Source organism: Alicyclobacillus herbarius DSM 13609 (assembly GCF_000430585.1).
In the GTDB taxonomy this organism is placed as follows: domain Bacteria; phylum Bacillota; class Bacilli; order Alicyclobacillales; family Alicyclobacillaceae; genus Alicyclobacillus_G; species Alicyclobacillus_G herbarius.
This window is the reverse complement of record NZ_AUMH01000008.1, coordinates 29,845-53,454: the sequence shown is the minus strand read 5'-3', so window position 1 is coordinate 53,454 and position 23,610 is coordinate 29,845. Positions and strand designations below refer to the sequence as shown.

Genomic DNA, 23,610 nt, shown 5'->3' with positions numbered 1-23,610 from the left:
AACTCCCGTTGCCTTCAGTGGGAAAGCCGAATCGCCAAGGAGGAAGCGCCATCTTCGGGGACAATGCGCACCCCACGCTCTGTCCTCTCGACGCCGCCTCCCTCGACGCTGGCCACGTTCTGCACTCCGTTCAGGAGCACGGTCCACGGCTTCACCGCCCCGTCCACCCGGAAGTCGATGCGATTTGCGTGACGTTCGGCCACCGCCTTGGCACGTCCGGAGGCGCCAGGAGTGTACACGGTGGCTTCCGCCCTATGTTCGTCCTCCAGCGCGAACACCTCATAGCAGACACCGTCGGTATAGTCGTATTCCGCCTTATCCGATCGCGATCCGGTCGCCAAAATGGTGTTGCCGCGCACGAACAGGGGCAGGCTGAAATAGTCGTAACGGCTGCGCAGCCAGCGGCCCCCGACCACCTGCTCACCGGTCAGGTAGTGAGTCCACAGCCCTTCCGGCAGGTAAAAGTCAACCAGGCCATCGGGCGAGAACACCGGCGCCACCAACAACGAGTCCCCCAGCATGTACTGACGGTCCAACGTGTCACAGGCCGGATCGTCCGGGAACTCAAGGAACATCGCCCGCATCATCGGAATTCCTTCGGTATGCGCTGTGACGGCCTGCCCGTAGAGGTAGGGCATCAGCTTCAACTTGACGGTAGTGAAGTGGCGCAGGACATCGACTGCCTCCTCGTCAAACAGCCACGGCACACGGTAGGACGAGCTCCCGTGCAGGCGGCTGTGGCTGGACAAGAGACCAAAAGCAATCCAGCGTTTGTAGACGTCTGCGGTGGCTGTTTCCTCGAAGCCGCCGATGTCGTGGCTCCAGTAGCCAAACCCACACACCCCCAAGGACAGCCCGCCGCGCAGGCTTTCCGCCATCGACTCATAGCGCGCATAACAGTCGCCACCCCAGTGGACCGGGAACTTTTGTCCACCTGCGGTCGCAGAGCGGGCAAACACCACCGCTTCACGCTCGCCGCGCTTCCTCTGCAAGAGCTCAAACACCGTCTGATTGTAGAGGTAGGTGTAGTAGTTATGCATCTTTTGCGGATCCGCCCCGTCGTGATAGGCCACGTCGGTGGGAATGCGCTCGCCGAAGTCGGTTTTGAAGCAATCCACCCCCATGTCGAGGAGAGGCTCCAGCTTGCTCTGGAACCAGGTCCGGGCCGCTGGGTTCGTAAAGTCGACCAAGCCCATGCCTGGTTGCCACAAATCCCATTGCCAGACGTCCCCATTCGGCCGTTTGAGCAGAAAGCCCTGGGCGGCCGCCTCATCAAACAAGGGAGACTTCTGCCCGATGTACGGGTTAATCCAAACGCAGACGTGCAGCCCCTTTTCCTTTAGTCGCCGGAGCATGCCTTCTGGGTCAGGGAAGACCCGCTCGTCCCAGGTAAAGTTGCACCACTCAAACTCCTTCATCCAGAAGCAGTCGAAGTGGAAGACGTCGAGCGGAATCCCCCGTTCGGCCATTCCATCGACGAAGTGGTTGACCGTCTGTTCGTCGTAATCGGTGGTAAACGATGTGCTCAACCAGAGGCCGAACGACCAGGCCGGCGGCAGGGCGGGTTTGCCGGTTAAATCGGTATAGCGACGGATGACGTCTTTGGGTGTCGGGCCATAGATCACAAAGTATTCCAGCACCTCCCCGGTGACAGAAAACTGTACCCTGGACACCTTCTCCGATGCGACCTCAAACCCTACGTGTTCCGGGTGGTTGACAAACACCCCATAGCCGCGGTTGGTGATGTAAAAAGGAATGTTTTTATACGCCTGTTCGGACCCGGTGCCGCCATCTTCATTCCAGATGTCAACCACCTGTCCGTTCTTGACAAACGGGCCAAACCGTTCGCCCAGGCCGTACACGCATTCGCCCACGCCCAAGTCCAGCTCTTCCTTGACGTAGGGTGTCTCTTCGTTCATCCGGATGTAGGCCATCGCCTTGCTGCCGCTGCCGGTCAAGCGCCGCCCGTCTCCGAAAAAGTCCATTTGAAACCGACGCTTGTTTACCCGCACAGACAACTTGCCAGAGGTGAAACGAACCGTGTCCTCCGTCTCCTCCACGGCTACAGGAACCGGATGGTCCGCCAATTCAAACTCGGGGCCCCGCATCTTGCCGCCGCGAAAGTGCTCCACACGCACACGGATTACGTTCTCCAAGGGGGACGACAGGTGTATCGTCAGCAGGGGTCCTTGTAAGGTCGCGCCGCGGTGAACGATGGGGTGGCAGGGTGCATATAAGACCAGAGACCGCTCGCGATGGTCGACTGTATGCACCTCTGCCGGCAGGTGCATGTCCACCCCGGGGCGGTTGAGCCAGTTCCCGTTGCTGAACTTCACAGGCTTCTCTCCTTTTCCGTCGATGATGCGCGTACGGACGGCCGGGGTGCTCCAGCCGTCCGTTTTTCAGCTGATGTGTACAATGTGCTGCAGTCTCCTGGCCGCCGGTCAGAAGTGTACGTGCGTGGATGCTCGGTCCAGAGTCAACGGACGCCAAGCAGCAGTTCGACGACCAACTGGTCGAGCTTCTCGTACTTGTACCCTTTCTGTCCGTACGCCACGCGGTCAAACGCCTGTGTGCGCAGACGGTTGACCGTGTCCGTCGAATACACAATCGAGTGCCCATCGTCTTCCGCCTGGATTTCCTTGAGCAAGCCCTGAATCTCCGCGTCTTGGTTGAACCGCTCCACCTTGTCGCGGAGGATAAGGTAGTTGCGGATGCAGCCACGGGCAAAGTCCTTTACCCCTTCGAGGTCTTCACTGCGGTACGCGTGTGCGTCAAAGTGCCGCATGCCTTGATAACCGGCATCCTCCAGCAGCTTGACCAGGTAGAAGGTGGCCTTGATGTTTTCCGATCCAAACCGCAAATCCTGGTCAAAACGCCCGATTTTCTGATCATTCAGGTCGATGTGGAACAACTTGCCGGCCGCCAACGCCTGTGCCACCTGATGGTGGAACACCAGACCCGCCATCTGTTCATGCGCCACTTCCGGGTTGACGCCGACCATCTCGGGATGGTCAAGGGTGGCGATGAATCCGAGCATCGCGCCGGTCGTCGGTAGGAACAAATCCCCGCGCGGCTCGTTGGGCTTTGCCTCGAGCGCAAACTTCAGGCCGTACTTATGATCCAGTACGTATTCACACAAAAAGTTGATCGCTTCCTGATACCGTTTCAGCGCATCGCGCGGGTCTTTGGAAGCATCCACTTCTACACCCTCGCGGCCGCCCCAAAGCACGAACACTTCCGCGCCCAGCTCGTGCGCCACGTCAATCGCGTCGATGGTCTTGCGAATCGCGTATTCCCGCACCGGCTTGCGATTTGACGTGAACGCGCCGTCGCGGAACACCGGATCAGTAAACAGATTGACGGTCATCATCGGCACCTTGAGACCGAGAGATTGTGCCTTGTCCTTGAACTGGCTGACAATCTGGTCGCGTTCGGCCAAAGTCGCGTCGATTGGAATCAGGTCGTTATCGTGCAGGGTGACCCCGTAGGCCCCGACTTCCGCCATCAGTTCCAGGTTGTCCAAGGGATTGAGTACCGGACGCACCTCGACGCCGAACGGATCGCGCCCGCGGTTGCCGGTGGTCCACAAGCCAAACGTAAAGTGATCTTCGGGACGGGGGGTGAAATTGCTCATTGATTCGCCAACTCCTTTTACTCAACGTTGCTGTCTCCATTCACTTTGACGCTTAGACGAGCGGTGCATCGTGTACTGGCCGCCAACGAGAGTTCTACGCGTCCAACGCGCGCAGCGACGAAAACACCGGCTTAAGCGCTTGGTACGCCTCCTGGTACAGCCGGTACTGGCGGTCATAGCGAGACTGCCAGGTGAGATTGGGTGCGACCGTATCGGCCACTTCAATCCAGGCCGCGATGTCCTCAAGCCCGATAACGCCAGCGCCCAGCGCGGCGAGGATGGCTGCCCCGTAGGCCGGTCCCTCGATACCGTGGACGATTTGAATCGGACGTCCCAAGACCGAAGCCAGGATTTCCACCCAAAGCCGTCCTTTGGCGCCGCCGCCGGACACCCGCCAGGTGTCGGCCGCCATGCCGCTCGCGGCCAGGCACGCCCAGCAGTCCCGCAGGCTGAAGGCGACCCCTTCGAGCACGGCTCGCACCATCTCTGGTCGACCGTGCCGCCAGTCGAGGCCAATCCAGCTGCCGCGCGCGTCCGCGTCCAAGTGCGGCGTCCGCTCGCCCAAGAGGTAAGGCAGAAAGAGCACACCTCCGGCGCCCGCCTCCGCCTGTGCCGCCTCTCGCGTCAGCAGGTCGTACACGTCTTGGCCCGATAAGCTGGCGGCCGCATCCTCCACCTGGGCCAACTGGCGCCGATACCACTGGAGCGATCCGCCCGCGGCCTGGGTCACGCCCATCGTAAACCACTGCCCAGGTACCGCGTGGCAGAACGTATGCACACGGCCGAGCGGATCGCGAATGGGATGATTGGACGGGCTGAGCACCACGCCCGAGGTGCCAAGGACTACCGAGACGGTACCAGGGTCCACGATGCCAAGGCCAATGGCTCCAGCCCCCTGATCGCCCGCACCGGCGACGACCGGAACACCCGGCGGGATGCCGAGGACGCCCGCGGCCTCCGGCGTCACCCGCCCGGCCACAGAGCCCGATTCAAACACCTGTGGCAGCCACGCCATGGGAATGTCCAACGCTTTGCACATCTCCTCCGACCAGTTCCGCGCGGCCACGTTAAACAGGAGAGTGCCCGACGCGTCACAGACATCGGTGGCCCGCACCCCGGTCATGCGGAACCCGACATAATCTTTTGGCAGTAAGAACGATGCGATGCGTGCGTATGCTTCCGGTTCATGCTGGCGCATCCACAAGAGGCGCGTGGCGGTGAAGTTGGCGAGAGGTGGGTTTTCGGTCAGGCGAATGACCGTGTCTCGGCCCATCTCCCGTTCAATCCACTCGGCCTCCGCCACGGTGCGCAGGTCGCACCAGATAATGGCCGGGCGGACCGGTTTCCCATCCTGATCCAGTGGCACGAGGCCATGCATCTGCCCGGACAACCCGATGGCGACGATGTCCGGGTCACCATCTTTGGCCCGCAGTTTATCCATCAGGTCGTGCACGGCCGTCACTGTGGCCTGCCACCAATCCTCTGGGTGCTGCTCCGCGTAGCCGGATTTGGGGGCGTACAATTCATAGGTCGCGCCCGCCGCGGCCAACAGTCGGCCGTACGCAGACACAGCCACCACCTTGACTCCGCTTGTTCCAACGTCAATGCCCAGCAGTACGGAAGGCGCTTTCTCGGTCACAGGCCTTCCCTCGCTTTCTCCGAAATCCAAACTCTTTGTTCTCTGTAATTTAACTCTCTACTCGACTCTCTATTAGTTTATTGAATCACCAAATGAACGTCAATGAATATTTTCAGATTCGCAAGGCGTTCGCGTAGGCCGATACAAAGACGGCCGGCGAGTTCCAGTAGATGGCCACCTCGTTCGTCGAATAGCTGCCCTCATCGTCGATGTAGCACTTGGCCGGCGGGATTCCATCCGGCAGCTTGGCCCGGGCCGCTTCATCCTGGCGGTGACAGTTGGGTCCTCCGGCCAACATACCAGGTACAGGCTCCGGTAGACCATCTGCTACCGACGGGCGATGGTGGGGATAGCGCATCGGCTTTGTCCCGAATCCACTGACGTAGCTTTGGGCAAGCGGGTTGAACCCGAGGATGTAATGCAGTTGCTGGAGCACGTGTTCTCGATAGACGGCCGTATTCTGCAACCTATCGACCAGAATCATGTGCATCGCGCGGTTGAGCAGAACCATGTTGCTGCCCCAGATATAATCTGATTCACTCAGGCACACGCCGTACGGGTTGGCTTGGCATAAATCGGCCCACGACGCTGCCCCCTCGCACCAGACCCGCTGGAGTTCTCTCAGCCACGCTTGAGTGGATGGATTGCCATGCCGGCCGTCGCGAGAACCGTCTAGAATAGCCCAGGTTCCGTATCCGCCAACGTCGGCCCAACCCAGCTCCGTCGGATTGAACGCCTCGTCCCACAGGCGCCGGGCGGAGTCCAGGTACGCTCGGTTCCCGGTAAGACGCCAGAGTTCCGCGCTGGCCCAGTACCATTCGTCCGCGACCATGTTGTCCCCGTATTCGCCGGTGTGAATGTCGAACGGATTGCGAAATCCTTGGCGAACGGCGTCCGGATGGTTGCACCCCCACTGGTAAGCCTGATCGGCGTTACGTTGACAGCGTTCTGCCAATTTCGGGTCCCAGGCCTGGTAGATGCGAGATGCCAATGCCATAACTGCCGCAAACGCCGCCGTTGCGGAGGACGAGACTGGCGAGAAGTATAGCTGGTCCTTATCGTCCTCCGGCATCACGTTCAGTCCTGGAAACTCCTTCGTCGTCACCTTGTGATAGACCGCCCCGTCCGGCCTCTGCATGGTCCACAACCAGCGTAGTTCATACGCCACCTCGTTGAGAATGTCGGGCATCCCGTTTCCCGATTCAGGAATCGAAAGTGAATCTCGAAAGGCGTGTGGGAAGCATTCGTACGCGAGCAGCAAATCGGCCACTGTCACCGCTGCGGCCACCGTGTACTTACCATAATCCCCCGCATCGTGCCAGCCGCCGATGGAAGGACGCCGCACCTCAGGATGGTCGTAGTCGATACACTCCCCTAAGTGACAGGCCGCGTGCGACCACGGCCCGGCATATTCTTCCGAAAGCTGAGTTCCACAGCGCTGATAATAGAAAAATTTCAGCAACGCTTGCTGCAAACCTTGGTACACATTATGAGCAACGACAAATTCTGGACGTTCCGCGACACCCGGAATTACCAGCTTATATTGACCCGGCGCCCGCACAGGACTAAAGTCCCCGCGGCGCACCACTTCACCTGAGATGGCGCTCGGCGTTGGCTCTTCGAGGCGCCCCTCATAGATACACCAACCGTGGGCATCGTATACGGCAAACGTCTCCGCCGAACAATCGGTCACAAACCCCTTCTTGGCTCCCGGCAGATAGCCGAGTTGGTTCATGCGAATGGAACCTTGCATTGGAACCCTCTCCCCATACATTCTCCGATGCAACAAGCAGCCGCCCGTGTCTGAGTTTCCAGATGGGCGGCTCACGTATCTCGCTCACACGACCTGAGCGACCAACTCCGCTTTGTGACAAGCCACCTGATGCTGTTCGTTGACAGGTCTTACCTCTGGTTTGACGCTCCGGCATTCGTCGCTCGCCAACGGGCAGCGGGGATGGAACGGACACCCGGAAGGTGGATGGATGGGGCTTGGAATTTCCCCGGGCAATGTCTTGAACGTGGACCTCTGCTCCAACGACGCGGGCACCTTCAGGACCGACTGCATCAGGACGCGGGTATACGGATGCTGCGGGTTGGCAAACAGCTCGTCGACCGGGGCCTGCTCGACAATCTCGCCCAGGTACATGACAGCCACGTAGTCGCTCATGTACTCGACGACAGCCAGGTTGTGCGAGATGAAAATATAGGACAAGTGGTTCTCACGCTGCAGGTCCTGCAGGAGCGAGATAATCTGCAGCTGAATCGATACGTCCAACGCGGACACCGCTTCGTCACAGACGATGAGCTTCGGGTTTAAAGCCAGGGCACGAGCAATCGCCACCCGCTGCTGCTGACCACCAGACAGTTCCGTCGGATAGGCGTGCGCCATGTTGTCCGACAACCCAACCCGCTCCATCAGCTCGCGGACGCGGCGGCTGCGCTCCTTCGCATCGCCGATATCGTGAATGATGAGCGGATCTTTAATATTCCGTTCCACAGTCATGCGTGGATTAAGCGAAGAGAGTGGGTTTTGAAAGATCATCTGCATGTCTTTACGCTTCTGACGCAGTTGCTTGGCAGACAGGCTGCGAATATCGACGCCGTCAAACTGGATGCTGCCACTGTCTGCCTCAATGAGACGCAGGACCGTTCTTCCCAACGTCGATTTGCCCGATCCGCTCTCTCCTACCAAGCCGAGTGTCCTGCCAGCCTCCAGGCGAAAGGAAGCGTTCTGTACCGCCCGGAGCGTGCCCCCCGGAACCTTGAAGGTCTTGTTCAGGTTTTCGACCACCAGCAGGTCATTGCGCGACATATTCCAACACCTCCTCGGCGCGGTGACAGGCCACGAAGTGCTCGGCCTGTAGACCGCGCAAGTCCGGGACTTCGGTTCGACAACGGTCGATGGCGAGCGGGCAACGATCGGCAAACGGACAGCCGCGAGGCGGCTCAATCATCACCGGCGGGTTACCCGGTATCGGCGCGATTTTGCGGCCGCGGCTGCCAATCTCTAAAATGGACGACTTGAGCGCGCGGCTGTACGGATGCGCCGAGTGGCGGATAAACTCCTCCACCGGTGCCGATTCCATCACTTTCCCGCCGTACATGACAATGATTCGGTCGCAAAGGTTCGTGGCCACACCGAGGTCGTGGGTAATCATGATGGTGCTCATCTGCCGGTTGACCTGCGCCTCCCGGAGGATTGACAGCACCTGCATCTGCACGGTGACATCGAGCGCGGTGGTCGGCTCGTCGGCAATCAGAAGCCGGGGCTGGCAGGCGAGGGCGATGGCAATCATCACGCGCTGACGCATACCGCCCGAGAGCTCAAACGGGTAGTTCTTCATCCGTCGTTCCGGATCGGAAATACCAACTTCCTCGAGCAGCCGCACCGCCCGCTGACGGGCTTCCTGCTTGCTGCACAGGCGGTGGACCAACATCGCCTCCATGACCTGCTCACCGACCCGCTTGATGGGATTGAGGCTGGTCATCGGGTCTTGGAACACGACGCCGATTTCACGGCCGCGTATCGCCCGCATCTCGTGCTGGTTCAACTCTAGCAGGTTGACACCCTCGAACTCTGCCGTCCCGGCTACAACCTTCCCATTTTCGCCAATCAGTCCGAGAATCGACAGGACCGATACCGATTTGCCCGATCCGCTCTCACCAACGATGCCCAGGGTCTCACCCCGACGCACCTGAAAACTCACGCCGTTGACGGCGTACACCACCCCGTCCGGCCGCCGAAACTGGGTGGTCAAGTCGCGCACATCAAGCAGGATGTCACTCATTTCGAGGCCCCCTTCGTATTAAACGCTTCCTGCAACCCATTTCCGACGAACAGAAAGGCCAACAAGGTTATCCCGAACAAGACGGCCGGAAACACGAGCAGCCAGGGATACCCCATCATGTCGGCCGCCCCGGTGGTGACCAAGTTGCCAAAACTCGGCATCGGCGGACGTAACCCGAGGCCCACCACGCTCAAACCGGCATCTTGAATCAAGGCGTACGGAATGCCGAAAGACAACGACACGATGACGCTGCCGATGATGTTCGGGAACAGGTAGTGCAGGGCGATGTGCCGCTTAGTGGCGCCCAGGGAGATGGCCGCTTCGACCATTTCTCCACCTCGCAGGGACAAGACAAGCCCTCGAATCAGGCGGGCGTAGCCAGACCATTGGGTGATGCCAATTGAGATAAAGATGGGCAAGAGGCCGCGGCCCAGGTCGATGACCAAGATGAGGTTCAAGAAATAGGCCGGAAAGGCAAACATCAAGTCCACCAGACGCATGATGATGTTGTCGACGACGCCGCCCATGACACCGGCCAACAGACCCAGGATGGCGCCGATGATAAACGCGACGGCGGTCGCACCGAAACCGATGATACAGGCAAAGCGGATGCTGTAGAGGATCTCGCTGAACATGTCGTGCCCGAGGCTGTCGGTGCCAAACCAGTGGGCGGCGCTTGGGCCCATGTTGGCGTTCACAGTATCCGTGGCAGTATACGTGTACGGAGCAATCCACGGACCGATGATCCCAAACAAAATAAAGATGCCCACCCATACCAGACCCATTACGGCCAAACGGTTGCGCGCAAATCGGCGCCAAGCCAGCCTACGCCTGGAAGCCGGCGGTTTCGGATTGAGACCGGTTTGCACAGCACTTTCAAGAACCGCCATGGACCATCTTCCCCTTTCCTCGTTATTCGTCGGGCGCAAAGCTTTCGATGGATGCATCTGCACCATTACTTGAGTCGGATACGTGGATCGAGCAGGGTATAACAGATGTCCACCAAAAGGTTCGTAATCATGACGAGTAGACAAAGGATAAAGATGTAGGTAATGGCGAGCGGCAGGTCGTCTGCGCCAAACGCCTGGTTCAGGAGCGAACCGAGCCCGGGGATGGAAAACAGATTCTCAATCCACACCGTTCCGACGACGGTAAACGCAAACTGGGGACCAATGACGGTGACTAATGCAATCAAGGAGTTCGGGAAGGCGTGACGCATGATGGTCGCCCATTGCGGCACCCCTTTCGCCTTGGCCGTCCGGATGAATTCCAGCCCCATCGTGTCAATCATGCTGCTACGCATGTATTGCGCCACATTGCCGATATTGCCAACCGCCAAGGCGATGATAGGGAGAATCGCCTGTTGCACGGTGCCCCAACCGCTGATTGGGAAGATGGGGAAGATCACCCCGAAAACCAACATCAACAGCACCGCGATGACAAAGGCCGGGATGGCCTGTCCGCCCAAGGACAGGGTGGTCATAACGTAGTCCACCCAGGTGTTTTTACGAATGGCCGCCAAGATGCCGAGCGGGATGCCAATGATGGTCGACAAGATGATGGAGCCGAGCGCCAGGATAAAGCTAATTGGAAAGCCCGACTTGAGTAAGTCCATAATCGGTGTGGTCGGGTTTTCAAACGAGGTTCCGAAGTTGAGCGTGAAACAATGGTAAATATAACGCAAGATCTGCAGATACAACGGTTGATCCAGACCGTAGCGTTCCTTCCAGTCCTGCATCATCGCCTGGTACGCTTGTGGGTTTTCAGCAGCCAGCGTTTGCGCCTGTTGGCCCACCTGTTGTTGGTTGAAGAAACTCCCTGGGGCGATGTACATGAGAATGTAGGACAGGGCGATGATGACGGCCGTCGTAATGAGAATAAGGATGATGCGCTTGACTAAAAACTTGGAAATGGCCATCCTGAATCCCCTTTCCACGAATCATTTACGCAACACGTTGCCTATATGGCACCGTCCCTGAGGGCGTCCGACGAACCCTGACGATACGCCGCGCCGGATGCCAGCGTACCGCCGGAAGTGCCCCGATTGGCCCCTTTGGCTCACCTAAGACCCCCGGGATGCCTCCGGAGGGTCTGCATGGCACCCGGCCTAGCGCGGGCTGACGCGTTTACTGGGTGGTATCCTTCCCGTTATCCACCGTCATGTATTGCAGCTGAAAGACGTTGCCCCACGCAAACCGGTTGGCGACGACGTTGTGCACAAACGGCTTGGTCAGGTACGTGTTCATGCTGTCATACAACGGCACCATCCAGGCGTTGTCGATGATGGACTGGGCCAGCTTACCCGCATCCGCAGCTGCCTGAGCATCCGTGTCATAGAACTGCTGCTTGGTATTCCAGACAAACCAGTTGTACTCGGTCTGGTTGCGGTGCTGGTCCTTCCAGACGGTAATATCGAGCCCATCCGTCGCACCGCCACTGTTGGACGCGGACCCAATCCAGTTCCACGCATTCACCCAGGCCTGGTGCTTGTCGGCATCCGTCTTCGCATCCTTCCAACTCTGTACAAAACCGTTCCAGGTTTGCGAGTACGGGATAATCGGCGTCAGGTATTTCTTGATGTCTGGGTCGGTCTGTTTGTTGGCGAAAGCCATGAGAAACTTGGCATCCTTCTGGTACGCCTTCTCGAGCGGCACCCAGTCCGACCAGGAGATACCCTTGCTCTTGTCATCCGGGTTCCCGTATTTCGTGACGGAATATGGATTGTTGTTCGCAATGGCGGCCTGGCCGACGTAATTTCGCCACTCGTAGTGGAAATCGTACCAGCTCGCCTGGGCCGCACCCAGGTCGGCGTTGGCCGGGCTCGGCCAGTTGAGGGCCTGATTGAACATCATGTAGCCTGGTTTGACGCCTTTTTGGTAGTTGCCCCAGACATAACTGCCGTAGACGGAGCTGGGCGTCGGTTCAATCTTGAAATTGATGTTCAGGTTCTGTTTCAGTTGCTGCTGAATGGATTCGGCGGCTAACAAGGCTGGACGGTTGTCCGTCTCGGTCCACGTGTACAATTCAAACGTCGGGAGACCCTTGCCGTTCGGGTAACCCGCCTTTGCCAACAGTTTCTTCGCGTCCGCCACATTCGCCTTGATACCATGTTGGTACTTGGTCGCCGGCCAGGAAGAAGGACCAAACACCTCTGTGGGATTGGCCATCCCGCTCAGGGCCTTGACAACCTTGTTACGGTCTATTGCCTCGGCAATTGCCTTGCGCACCAACGGATTATCCAGTGGCGATTTTTCGATGGACTTGTCAAAGGCAAACGTGTAGACATCATAATTTGGCACCTCATGAAGCTCGTTCTTCAGGCTTCGCTCTGCGTACTGGAAGTCGGACGGATTGTTGATTTGCACCACGTCCAGCTGGTTGGCCTTATACGCCTGCAACGGTGATGTCGGGGTGGGCACAATGTTGATGGTCTGCACATTGCCGACGTTGACTTCGTTCTTGTTGCCGACATAATGCTTGTTACGCGTGAGTACAATCTTGCCGTTCGGTTTGAACGAAGACACCACATAAGGTCCGTTGCCGACAAAGTACTGCGGGAGATACCAGTTGGTCGGGTGCTTATCGACCACCTTTGGGTCCAAAGGCATGGCCGACGCCAGCGCCAACTCGTTCGGCAGGCCGTAGTTCGGGTTCTGCAGCTGAATCTGGATCTCGTAGTCGTTGATGACCTTTATGCCTACGTCAGACTTCTTCGCGCTGCCGGTGTGGTAGTTGGTCGCGTTTTTCACGGTCGGCAGGAAACTGGCCCACAACTGTGCGCTCGTATTTTTCGGATCGAGCATGCGCATCCATGCGTAGTAGAAATCGTGAGCGGTGACCGGATCGCCATTGCTCCACTTGGCGTCTTTGCGCAAATAGAACGTCCAGGTCAGGCCGTCCTCGGAAGTCGTCCAGTGGTCTGCCACCTTCGGGACGATTTTCAGGTTCTTGTCATACCCGGTCAGCCCCTCGAGAACGGTGCCCTGGTCAATCAAAATCTGCGCCTGCCAAGCCGTGGGGTCGAGGGATGGAATCGGCGGCAGTCCCACCGTGACCGAATCGTGTTTTTGCGATCCGTTCGATGAACAGCCGGCCAACGTCAGGCTAGCGGTCATCGCGATAGCCACGGTCGCCGCGCCGGAAAACGCGGTGTACTTGCGCTTGTTCAGCTTCTTGGACATGGTTTCCCCTCCCTGAAATCCACACATCGACATCCACTGCGAAACGGAACGACTTCGTAACAGACCGAATTTGTTTTGATGGGCAATCAACTAATGGTGGAACGCAGAATGCCTGCAGAGACCCACCTATGGCGACCCTCAGATCCCGGCTACTTATACCCCCTCTATGTGTTGTAACAACTTTGTAACACCAATGATAGCGGTTACTTCATATTTAGACCATGTACGGGAATAGATGTTTGTGGTCAAAATTCGTTATTTTTTGCATAACAAAATCAATGGGTTTCGAAACCGGACCGAGGTTTCCCCACAAGGCGAAACGTGCTATAAGTTTAAGCAACAATCGAACTTTCAGTAGACACAGGAGGAATACGTATGCAAACCGACGCCCAGAGCAGAGTCGTGAGAAGAATAGACCGGCCCACTCTCACGCTGACCTTCGATGACGGCCCCGATGCTGACTATACCCCTCAGATTCTAGCCATCTTGCATCACTACTCGGTTTCGGCCACCTTCTTCTGCCTGGGCCAGCAGATTGACCAATGCCCGCACATTCTGAAACAAATCGCCGCAGCCGGCCACACGGTAGGGAATCATAGCTACAGTCATCCCAACCTGACCGAAATCACGTCAGGTGAAGTGCTGAAACAAATGACCGAAACGGACGAGCGGATTGCCAACGAGCTGGGCAGCAGACCCCGCTGGATGCGTCCGCCGTACGGCGCAATAAATGAAAACGTCAAGGCACAGCTGCAGGAACTGGGCTATGAGATCATCCTCTGGGACATTGACTCGCGCGACTGGGCGGGGATCCCCGGCCCACAAATCGCCCGCAACATTCTCAGTCAACTCAAACCGGGAGCCATCATTCTGCAGCACTGTTCGAAAAGTGCCGCCGGGACCGTTGAAGCCCTTCCCTATGTCATCGAGATTGCCTTAGGTCTCGGTTATGAGTTCACGACCCTGGATGCGTTGCTGGGCCAGTCCCCCTATCAAGACTAGGCATTCTCCCGGTGCGGCCTTTCGGCCGCCCCGCGTTCGCAGGATCTTTTGTAAGCCTGCCCCGTCCCGAAGATTGGCACTTGTCGGATGGGCCTCGGTTCAAGCATACTGATATGGAAAGTAATTTTGTCGTGAACAAAGATGAAAGGGCCTTCATAGCTACCAAGTACTCCGACTTGCAGGTGAGGTGTGGAAGCTGTGTTTCAATTGGACGGATTTATATACCGGGCGTGCAAGTGGATTTACAATCTCCTCGTTCTCAACTTTCTCGTGCTCGTCAACTGTGTTCCGATCATCACGGTCTATCCTGCGGTTGCTGCTGGTTTTGCCATTGCCCGCCAGTGGATGAAAGGGAACGATCCGGCCGTCTTTCGCACCTATTACCAATATTACCGCGAGAACTTTCGGCAAAGCCTGGTCACCGGTGTCATCCTGACTGGCATCGGGATCATCCTGTTTGTGGACCTGCGTATCGCCCTGCACCTGCACACCGGCCTGAGCCTGGTAGCCGAGCTGTTCTTCGGCGTTTTGACCATCCTGTATGGGAGCACCTTGTTAAGCCTCTTCCCGCTGATGGTGAACGGGTACTACTCGAATCGAGCACTCCTTATCAACAGCGTCAAGCTCGGCATCTACAAGTTCCACCTCACCTTTCTTAATCTACTAAGCATCGCCGCGCTGTTAGTTCTGTCGCTGCGGTTCACCTTTCTGCTGGTTTTCTTCTTTGTTAGTTTGTGCATCTTTGTCACATACTGGTTTGCGGAGCGGAAGTTTGTACGGCTGATTCAGGTGACCGAAGACGCGAATATCCCGTCCGATGCGAAGACCTCGTCCGCCACCGGAGAGGACATGGTGTGATGGAATCATCGCAGAAACTTGGCAAAATCCCCCTCCAGACGGAAGGGGGATATCATTCAATGAGCTGCTCTCTTCTTCTAACCCTTAAGTCCATGTGTCGCTATGCCCTCAACCAAGTAACGCTGGAAGATCATAAAGATAATCAGCAAAGGTATGACGGAAAGGATGGACATCGCAAACAAATCTCCCCATTGTGTCATTCCCATGTTTGAAAGAAACATACTCAAGCCGAGAGAAACCGTGAACAAATTCGGATTTGAGAGGTAAATGAGTTGACCGAAGAAATCGTTCCATGTCCAATAAAACGCAAAAATAGAAATTGTAATGAGCGCGGGACGCGCCAAAGGCAGAATCACGGAATAAAACAACTTGAATGTACTACACCCGTCAATCACGGCGGCTTCATCCAGGTCTTTCGGGATGCCTCGAATAAATTGAACCATGAGATAGATAAAAAACGGGACGGTTCCCAGAAAACTGGGTAACATTAGTGGGATAAAGGTGTTCACCCACCCTAATTTATGGAAGATAATGTACTGTGGAATCATAACCACCTGGGCTGGAAGCATCATAGTCGACAACATGAATCCGAACAAAAACCCTCGTGCCCGAAACTTCAGGCGTGCAAATGCAAACCCCGTCAGCGACGAGCTAAAGAGCGAACCGACAACCACCACGGCGGAGATTTCGAAGGAGTGTACGAACATCGGTCCAAAATTCATACCCGAGGCGCCCGTAAACCCATTGATATAATGCTGCAACGTCCAATGCGTAGGCAAGAGTCGGGTTGTTGAGAAAATCATGTTATCCGGCTTAAACGATGAAAAGAACATCCAGAGTATGGGATAGAGCATGATAAACGTCACAATAATCAGCACTACATGTCGCGAACACGTAGAGATCTGAGCTTTTCGCCACACGGATTGACCCCACCTTATACGTCGTAATTTACCCAGAGTCGACTCGTCAAAAAGAGAATTCCTGAACAGAGTGCAATCAGTACAAGCAGAATCAAGGATAAGGCTGCAGCATAGCCCATGTTCAGGTAGGTAAACGCTTCACGGTATAGGTATAGAACGTATACTAACGTGGAATTAATCGGTCCCCCATTTGTAATCACGTACACTTGAGTAAAGACCATGAAGGAAGAGATGGTTCCCATCAGCAAATTGAAGAATATCAGTGGCGACAGCATGGGGAGTGTGACCCTAAACCATCTTTGTATGGAACCCGCTCCATCAATGGTGGCCGCCTCGTACAGATAAGCGGGAATCTGTTTAATTCCGGCCAAAAAGATGACCATTTCAGAACCAAACTGCCAAACACTTAATAGAATCAACACAGCCATGGCGGAAACTGGACTTCCTAACCACACCGGACCATGAATCCCGAAGACCTGAAGTAGTGCATTGATGGGACCGGTTTGGTCGAACATTTTCCTCCATCCAATTGATACTCCAACGCTACCTCCAATCAATGAAGGTAAATAGATAAGGGCACGGTAGATGCCGATTCCGCGAACATTTTTACTCAATAGCGTCGCGATGAGTAACGAAGCAATCAGCCGAGCAGGAACAGAGAGCACGACATAAATGAACGTAACACGAATCGCCGCCCAGAAATTCCCATCCTTCACAATGGATGCGAAATTTTGTGTTCCGACCCACTGTGGGGCACTGATTAGATTGTATTTGGTAAACGCCAAGTAAAACGTAAACAACATTGAGCCCATCGTCAGAAACATCATCCCGATGAGCCAAGGAGTCATGAATCCATAAGCTGCCGCACCATTTCCAACGCGTTTTCTGGTCGCCTTTTGAGGTCTCGCTCTTACGATGATATCCACCTGAGTGTCCACTTGCGGAACCCTCCTTTCGACCGAGGCCCGGAGTCCGGGCATCGGCCCAATCGAATCACACATTGAGTGCGTCCGGAAGGGGGATAGGGAACCCCTTCCCGGGATAGCCCCGTTACGAACCTTGGGACAGAATTTGGTTCGCCTGGGTGTAGAATTCGTCTGCTCCCTCTTTCGCGGAGATTTGCCCAAATAACACCTTCTCCGCAATCGTTTTCAAGGCATCGTGAATGTTGCTGTCGACTGGAGGTGATAAAGGTGCAGCTTGCGCAATTTTTTCGACTCGCTGCATGAATTCGTCTTGCTTTTTAACCTCTTCTCCTCCGACCTTGGCATCCGCCTGTAAATTCTTATTGTTGGCCGGGATTCCGCGGTCATTTAGAAACAACTTGGACACCTGCGGATCGTTCTCCAGAAAATTCACCAGCTTTGCCGCAGCATCCGGATACTTGGTTGTCGACGAAATGGTCCAGTACATCGCTGGATGCAAGATATACGGTTTATTCGTGTTTCCCCACTCGGGCAGTAGAGCCCTCACGATGGGCTTACCGAGATCCTGCTCAAATTCCGGTTCTTCGCCAATCCACATCCAGTCAAAAGCAACCTTTCCTTTGTTAAAAGGGCTCGATTCAAGATCGGAGTGCGTGTACGATGTCTCTTCCTGCGCGGGAGGACATCCGCCGTTCTTTTGCATATCGAGCCAGTAGTTAAACCAATCTTCAATGGTCTGTTTGGTGAGTCCAAGGGATTTGCCGTCGGCTGAGTATAGGCTCTGACCTCGCGTACGAGTATAGTAGTCCAGTGCAAATGTTTGCCACACGTCATTCTGTGAGCCATAAACGTCCGGCAATTTCTTGTGAATTTCCTCGGCCATATTCTTAAAGTCGTCCCATGAGTAGTTCCCGGTTGGGAACGTAATTCCGGCCTTCTTGAGAATTTCCGGGTTATAAATCCACGCCGACGTATTAACGGCGGTCGTTAAGGCATAAAGTTTTCCGTTCACCCTACCTAGGTCAACTGTGTTCTTACCGATTTGTGACGTATCAATGTGAACCTTAGACAGATCCATGAGCCGACCATTGTTCACGTATTGTTTTAGATAGCTTGCGTCCATCTGCATAACATCCGGTTGACTTCCACCCGCTATCTCCGTGGACATCTTCGTCCAATACCCGCTCCATGGATAGTATTCCATGGTCACATGGATGTTTGGATATTTCTTTTCAAAGAGCTGCACGGCCTTTTTCGTGACAACAGTCCGATTGGGGTTCGTCCACCAAGCAAAGGTAATGTTTTCCTGTTTATCCGATGACCCTGACGACTGGCCGCCAGCATTCTGACCCGTCCCAGTACCGCACCCTGCAGCAGCAAGCGTTGCGGCGATTCCGGCCACAATCCAAAATGTCTTTCCAAACTTGGATTTCTGCATTTGAGATCCCCCTTCAGATTCGAACGTTGAAATATACTAGGATTCTTGTATACGAACCACTTTCAGTAAACGGTCGTTTCTTCTCCCAGGGTCACTCCACCCCCGCAAACTGCTTGAAATTCCCGGACAGCAGCCGCTCCACGTCACGGCGGATCTGGTCTTCCGAGATGGACCAGCCGGAGGCGGCCAACGCCTGATACTTGTCTACCAACACGCGAGTCAAAACACGTCTTGCCCGCTGCCACTTGTAAATCAGGTGTTCGAGTACGCGGGCGTCGGAGTGCTGCGGGATGAAGGTGGGTCCCAACAGTTCCAATCGCATGCGGATGATTTCCTCGACGAGAGTGTCTGTGTTAACGAACCACCAGCAGCCAAACGGCATCAGGTTGTGGAACTTGCGCGCGGCTACCACCAGGGCGTGCTGGTTCTCCCTTGAGAGCATGCTCACCAAAAACCGATTATCGGGATAATCGGCACAAAGGGCCTCCAAGGGTCGAACGGGTGCATACACGACGCTGTCGCCCGCATCCCGGAGATCCGGATTGACCTGGCGTCGCGCGCCAATCATCAATGACAAGGGAATCCCGCGTGCCCGGCAGAACGGCAGCAGTGCCTCGCGCAGGATGCGTCCGCGCGGCCCGGTCTCCTCCGGGTAAGCAAAGTCGGCCGCAGTCGAAAAGGCGACATAGACGGGGTTCACCGCATTCGCGCAGTCCTCTAAAAAGCGTCGCACTTCGGCCGTCGAACGGCCCGACAGTTCCAGGTCCACGTCATAGCCTTTGGCCTGCAGGATGAGCACGACAGAGGCATACTGATTCATCAGCTTGTCCAGTCGCAAGGACGCGAGGAACCGTTTATCCATCGTGGCAAAGTCACGCCAGAAGGCCGTTTCCTGGTCGTCGAACGGATCGTTCGTCATCACAATCTGGGTGACGTTGGCCAACTCCATAATGCGCGAGATGTACTCAGGCGTGGGCACGTCTGACAGGGCTTGACGCAAATCCTGCAAGGTCAAGCGGCTGGTGTCACAGCCCAGCGCTTGGGCAATCTCAATCACCCCGGAAGCCGCCTCGCTCAACGGCGAGGTATCGCGAAACAAGGCGTTCCACACAACCTCGGCCCGCTCCGATTTGGTCAACCCCCAAAACGCTGAATAGGGCATGTGGTGAACGCGAAAAGATTCGGAGACCAGATAGTGAAAATTGAGCGCCTCGTCCGCGCCGCACAACAAGAGCGAGCCCATCTCCGGCGCGTACAGGTGCGTGTGCATGTCGAACGCCGGGGTCTCCTGAACGATACGGGCAACCATCGATGCCAACTTGTCTTGGGACACGCCCCATCCCCCTTTCCATGGGCAGAGTGGATTCAAATGTAACCGTTTGCCAAAACGCCCCCATCGACAATCAGGGTTGTGCCGGTCACGTAGTCACTGTCAGAAGACGCCAGGAACACAGCCGGACCGGCGATATCTTCAATCCGTCCCATCCTGCCTGCCGGAATGCGAGCCTCCAGCTTGGCCGGGTCATGCACACCCTGTTCGACAAAGCGCCGGAAGATCTCGGTGTAGATGTAACCGGGAGTGATGGCGTTGACTTGGATGTTGTGCTTTCCCCACTCCACGGCCAGGTTTTGCGTCAGCTGCTTTACCCCGCCCTTGCTTGCCGCGTACGCAGCTCGGGCGGGGATGGCGGCGTGCGCCACGACCGACGTGATGTTGATGATTTTCCCGCCTTGTCCTCGTTCAATCATGTGCCGACCCACTTCCTGGCAGAAGAGAAACGTTCCGTCCAGGTTGATGTTCAGGCACTCCTTCCATTTGTCAAACGGCAGCGCCTCAGACGCGCCCGCCACCGAAATACCAGCGCAGTTGACCAGGATGTCAATCTTCCCGAAGGTCTCAAGGGCGGTTTGAACGGTCCGCTTCACGTCCTCGGGGCGGCTGACGTCGCCGGTAACGGCCAAGGCGCGGCGTCCGGTGTTTTGCTCAATCCAGGCGGCTTGCTCTTGCAGCTCGCTCTGTGTCCGGCTGACCAAACAGACGTCAGCTCCCTCTTCCGCCATACGCCTTGCAATGGCCGATCCGATGCCACGCCCGCCGCCGGTCACGAGCGCCACGCGATTTGCCAGTCGCACGGTTTATCCCTCCTTGACGGCCACTTTGTCATACGCCTGATTCGGATCTGCCCAGCGGTCGTTCGGAATCAACGGGAACCAGCCCGGGCGGGCGGGGTCTCGGTCGTACGGGTAGCCGCCGAGCCGCTTGTATTCCTCGGCGTAGTGGCCCAATTTATCTTCATCCAGTGTCACTCCAAGCCCCGGGCCTTCGGGCACCCGGATGCAGCCATCCATGTACTGGAATTTGCCGCCGGCAAGGATGTCGTCCCGCAGGTGGTGATAGTGGGCATCCGCGCTAAAGGTCAGGTTAGGGATCACGGCTCCCAGGTGGAGCATGGTGGCCAACTGGATGCCCAGTTCTCCGGAAGAATGAACCCCAACGGACACCTGGAACGTCTCGCACACCCCGGCCGCCTTGATGCAGGGACGAATCCCACCCCAGAACGTGGTGTCCAAAAGCACCACATCGATGGCCGGATGGAGAATGTTCTCAGCAAGTTGCTCAAAGTTGACGACCACGGTGTTGGTGGCTATGGGCAGCCCTACCAAGTTGCGCACGCGGCGGTTTCCGTTTAACCCCCAGGTCGGGTCTTCCAGGTAATCGTTGTTCAGGTCACGAATGGCCCGACCGAAACGAACCGCCTCTTCCACGCTCAGAGCTGCGTTCGGATCATACCGAAGGGTGTCTTCCGGAAACGCGGCCGCCAGCGCCCGGTAGCACTCCAATTCATAGTCGGGCGGAAAGACACCGCCTTTCAGCTTGTGCGAACGGAAGCCATAGCGCCCACGGAGTTCGCGGGCGTGATCGACCAACTGGTCGACCGTACGCACCTCTCCTTCCCCCGAGGCCTCATCCGGTAAGCGAAAGAACAGGTAGCTGGCAAACGGAACTTGGTCTCGCAGTTTGCCGCCAAGCAGCTGGTACACAGGCACTCCGAGCGCCTTGCCCACGATGTCCAGGCAGGCGAACTCGATGGCCGCCAGCATTTGTGTTCGATTGTTGTAGAGACTGGCGGTCGGGTTGGCGATTTTGAACCGCAGTTCCTCGAGGGAGAACGGGTCATGCCCGAGTAGATACGGCTTTAAGCCCGCAAACGCCTGCTCAGCGCTCTCACCCCCGCCGCCCATTTCCCCTAAACCAATAAGCCCGTCATCCGTCTCCACCTCGACGATGGTCCGTACAAACCGCCCCCAGTGCGCACCGTTGCTGTGGCGCAGAGGCGCCTCCAACGGTACACTGACGGTCGTCGCGCGGATGTCCGAAATACGCATCGCAATCCACCTCTCTGCGGTCTATCTCTTTTGTGTGAAGGTACGCGTTAGTCTCGAAAGTATTGAGGATATTGACTCCGCACGACCGCAACGTCCTGTTTGAGCCGGCGCAGGTGGCGCGTCAACAGGCTGACCGCCTGCTCCTCATCTCCTGCCGCCAACACGGACACCAACTGTTCATGCTCCTCAATCAGTGTCGACACATTTTGCAACTCCTGCAAGGAGAGGGTGCGAACCCGGTTCAGGTGCGCGCGCATCTGCGTCACGATGGAGACGAGGGTTCGGTTGTCGGCGGCAGCCATCAGCACCCTGTGGAACGCCTCATCGGCTTCGAGAAAAGCGAGTACGTCCCCCGCGTCCGCCGCCTGGCGTTGGGCGGTGATGGCCTCCTCCACCTCGTGGGTCCATTGGGCACGCCTGGTGGCGTCGCTCTGCCAGCGCGCCATCGCTGCGCGCAGTGCACTGACCTCCAAACTCTCGCGGACGAAGCGTGCCTCCTCCACCTTTTTCTCGGAAATAAGCGCAACCTTCATCCCGCGCTGGGGCAGAACCTCCATCAGCTCTTCCACCAGCAGGGTGCGCACCGCCTCACGGATGGGCGTCCGGCTCATGCTCAGCAGGTTGGCCAGCTCATTTTCGTACACCGTGCGCCCAGGTTCTAGGCGCAGCGACAGAATCATGTCACGGATGGCCTCATACGCCTGCTCGCTGAGCGAACGCCGATCCGTCTCAAGTCCAAACGGATTGGTCACTGTGCCCCCTCCAGCCGGACTGCCTGGCGTTGGGCGAGCACCGCCAGTTCCGCAGCCTTGAGGGCGTGTTCCTGGGTCATAGCCCTTTCCGTCCGCTCCAAACAGTCGAGAATCAAATCCCCGAAAAACGGGTATCCCACCCGTCCCGATACCGGGATGTGATATTCACCTTCGTCGTTGACCAAGTAGACGTGATCACCCTGTTCGTCGCGGCCGATGTCGATGTACTTGCGCAACTCAATGTACCCGTGGGTACCGAGAATGAATGTCCGGCCATCGCCCCAGGTACGAAGGCCGTCAGGCGTAAACCAATCAACCCGGAAGTAGCCGGCGGCCCCGTTGGCCAGATTCAGCTGACAGTCGCCAAAGTCTTGAAACTCCGGATACTCCTTGTACCGGTAGTTGGCAATGCGGCTTTGCGTGATGGTGGCGTCATCACAGCCGGTGTAAAACAGGATTTGTTCAATCTGGTGGCTCCCAATGTCACACAGAATTCCACCGTATCTCTCGGGTTTGAAGAACCAATCGGGCCGGCCGCTAAGCCCAATGCGATGAGGCCCCATGCCTATCACCTGCACCACCCGGCCGATGGCGCCGTCTTGAATCAACTGCCCAGCAAACACCGCACTCTCCACGTGCAGGCGCTCGCTGTAATACACCGCGTATTTGCGCCCGGTCTTGGCCACCGTATCACGCACCCGCTGCACCTGTTCCAGGGTGGTTAACGGCGGTTTGTCGACGAAATAGTCCTTGCCGTGGTTCATCACCTGAATGCCCAAGGGGGCCCGGTCAGCCGGGACCTTGGCGCTCGCCACCAGGTGCACCTCCGGATCCTGCAAAACCTCTTGCAGAGACCGGGCCGCTCGGGCTGATGGGTAATTGCGCTGGAACGCCTCAACCTTGCTCTCATCCTCGTCGTACACCCACTTCAGTTCCCCGCCTGCCTCGATGAGGCCATTGCACATCCCATAGATGTGGCCGTGATCGAGCCCCACGGCGGCAAACACAAATTCAACTTTGTTGCACACCGGGTTGGGTTTGCCTTTGGGGGCATAGTTCATGCCGTCCGCTTTTGACACTCT

Annotated in this window: 19 protein-coding genes; 2 read left to right on the top strand and 17 right to left on the bottom strand. The window is 56.9% G+C overall.

The features are described 5' to 3' along the window. Positions 1–14: 14 nt before the first annotated feature. From yicI to H522_RS18035, 9 genes are all read right to left on the bottom strand, one after another. Positions 15–2,336 carry an alpha-xylosidase gene (yicI, locus tag H522_RS0106890; protein ID WP_026961765.1) on the bottom strand — a complete coding sequence of 774 codons (2,322 nt, stop codon included), beginning with the start codon at positions 2,334–2,336 and terminating at the stop codon, positions 15–17. A 143-nt stretch (positions 2,337–2,479) separates the two neighbouring features. Beyond that, on the bottom strand, positions 2,480–3,637 hold the full coding sequence (xylA, locus tag H522_RS0106885; RefSeq protein ID WP_026961764.1) for a xylose isomerase: 1,158 nt from the start codon (positions 3,635–3,637) through the stop codon (positions 2,480–2,482). 94 nt (positions 3,638–3,731) lie between these two features. Then, on the bottom strand, positions 3,732–5,276 hold the full coding sequence (xylB, locus tag H522_RS0106880) for a xylulokinase (RefSeq protein WP_026961763.1): 1,545 nt from the start codon (positions 5,274–5,276) through the stop codon (positions 3,732–3,734). Between the two features lie 112 nt (positions 5,277–5,388). After that, positions 5,389–7,029 carry a glycoside hydrolase family 9 protein gene (locus H522_RS0106875; RefSeq protein WP_051343990.1) on the bottom strand — a complete coding sequence of 547 codons (1,641 nt, stop codon included), beginning with the start codon at positions 7,027–7,029 and terminating at the stop codon, positions 5,389–5,391. 84 nt (positions 7,030–7,113) lie between these two features. After that, complete coding sequence (locus H522_RS0106870) at positions 7,114–8,088, bottom strand: ABC transporter ATP-binding protein (protein ID WP_026961761.1); 975 nt, start codon at positions 8,086–8,088, stop codon at positions 7,114–7,116. Then, positions 8,075–9,064 (bottom strand): ABC transporter ATP-binding protein, encoded by a 990-nt coding sequence (locus H522_RS0106865; protein ID WP_026961760.1) that lies wholly within the window; start codon positions 9,062–9,064, stop codon positions 8,075–8,077. The genes H522_RS0106870 and H522_RS0106865 overlap by 14 nt, the downstream gene beginning before the upstream one ends. Then, positions 9,061–9,954, bottom strand: coding sequence for an ABC transporter permease (locus H522_RS0106860; protein ID WP_026961759.1), 894 nt, complete (start codon positions 9,952–9,954; stop codon positions 9,061–9,063). The genes H522_RS0106865 and H522_RS0106860 overlap by 4 nt, the downstream gene beginning before the upstream one ends. A gap of 65 nt (positions 9,955–10,019) precedes the next feature. Continuing rightward, positions 10,020–10,982 (bottom strand): ABC transporter permease, encoded by a 963-nt coding sequence (locus H522_RS0106855; protein WP_026961758.1) that lies wholly within the window; start codon positions 10,980–10,982, stop codon positions 10,020–10,022. A gap of 208 nt (positions 10,983–11,190) precedes the next feature. Further along, positions 11,191–13,245: a peptide ABC transporter substrate-binding protein gene (locus tag H522_RS18035; protein ID WP_051343989.1), complete on the bottom strand. Its 2,055-nt coding sequence runs from the start codon at positions 13,243–13,245 to the stop codon at positions 11,191–11,193. Positions 13,246–13,620: 375 nt separating this feature from the next. On the opposite strand from H522_RS18035, the gene H522_RS18030 reads away from it, so the two are divergent. Both H522_RS18030 and H522_RS0106835 read left to right on the top strand, forming a co-directional pair. Next, the gene (locus tag H522_RS18030) at positions 13,621–14,247 is read left to right on the top strand and encodes a polysaccharide deacetylase family protein (protein ID WP_051343988.1); all 627 of its coding nucleotides are present in this window, start codon (positions 13,621–13,623) and stop codon (positions 14,245–14,247) included. A gap of 198 nt (positions 14,248–14,445) precedes the next feature. Then, entirely contained in the window at positions 14,446–15,105 is a 660-nt protein-coding gene (locus tag H522_RS0106835) for a YesL family protein (protein WP_026961757.1), read from the top strand. A 77-nt stretch (positions 15,106–15,182) separates the two neighbouring features. Here H522_RS0106835 and H522_RS0106830 read toward each other — a convergent pair whose 3' ends face one another. The 8 genes from H522_RS0106830 to H522_RS0106795 form a co-directional block, all read right to left on the bottom strand. Next, a complete protein-coding gene (locus H522_RS0106830; RefSeq protein WP_245578046.1) occupies positions 15,183–15,983 on the bottom strand; it encodes a carbohydrate ABC transporter permease in 801 nt (266 codons plus the stop codon). A gap of 56 nt (positions 15,984–16,039) precedes the next feature. Beyond that, complete coding sequence (locus tag H522_RS0106825) at positions 16,040–16,963, bottom strand: carbohydrate ABC transporter permease (protein WP_026961755.1); 924 nt, start codon at positions 16,961–16,963, stop codon at positions 16,040–16,042. Positions 16,964–17,075: 112 nt separating this feature from the next. Further along, on the bottom strand, positions 17,076–18,389 hold the full coding sequence (locus H522_RS0106820) for an ABC transporter substrate-binding protein (protein ID WP_026961754.1): 1,314 nt from the start codon (positions 18,387–18,389) through the stop codon (positions 17,076–17,078). A gap of 91 nt (positions 18,390–18,480) precedes the next feature. Then, entirely contained in the window at positions 18,481–19,722 is a 1,242-nt protein-coding gene (locus tag H522_RS0106815) for a hypothetical protein (RefSeq protein ID WP_026961753.1), read from the bottom strand. A gap of 32 nt (positions 19,723–19,754) precedes the next feature. After that, complete coding sequence (locus tag H522_RS0106810; protein WP_026961752.1) at positions 19,755–20,522, bottom strand: SDR family NAD(P)-dependent oxidoreductase; 768 nt, start codon at positions 20,520–20,522, stop codon at positions 19,755–19,757. 3 nt (positions 20,523–20,525) lie between these two features. After that, positions 20,526–21,776 (bottom strand): enolase C-terminal domain-like protein, encoded by a 1,251-nt coding sequence (locus H522_RS0106805; RefSeq protein ID WP_026961751.1) that lies wholly within the window; start codon positions 21,774–21,776, stop codon positions 20,526–20,528. Positions 21,777–21,823: 47 nt separating this feature from the next. Further along, positions 21,824–22,528 (bottom strand): GntR family transcriptional regulator, encoded by a 705-nt coding sequence (locus tag H522_RS0106800; RefSeq protein WP_026961750.1) that lies wholly within the window; start codon positions 22,526–22,528, stop codon positions 21,824–21,826. Further along, positions 22,525–23,607: a Gfo/Idh/MocA family protein gene (locus H522_RS0106795; protein WP_026961749.1), complete on the bottom strand. Its 1,083-nt coding sequence runs from the start codon at positions 23,605–23,607 to the stop codon at positions 22,525–22,527. The genes H522_RS0106800 and H522_RS0106795 overlap by 4 nt, the downstream gene beginning before the upstream one ends. Positions 23,608–23,610 lie beyond the last annotated feature (3 nt).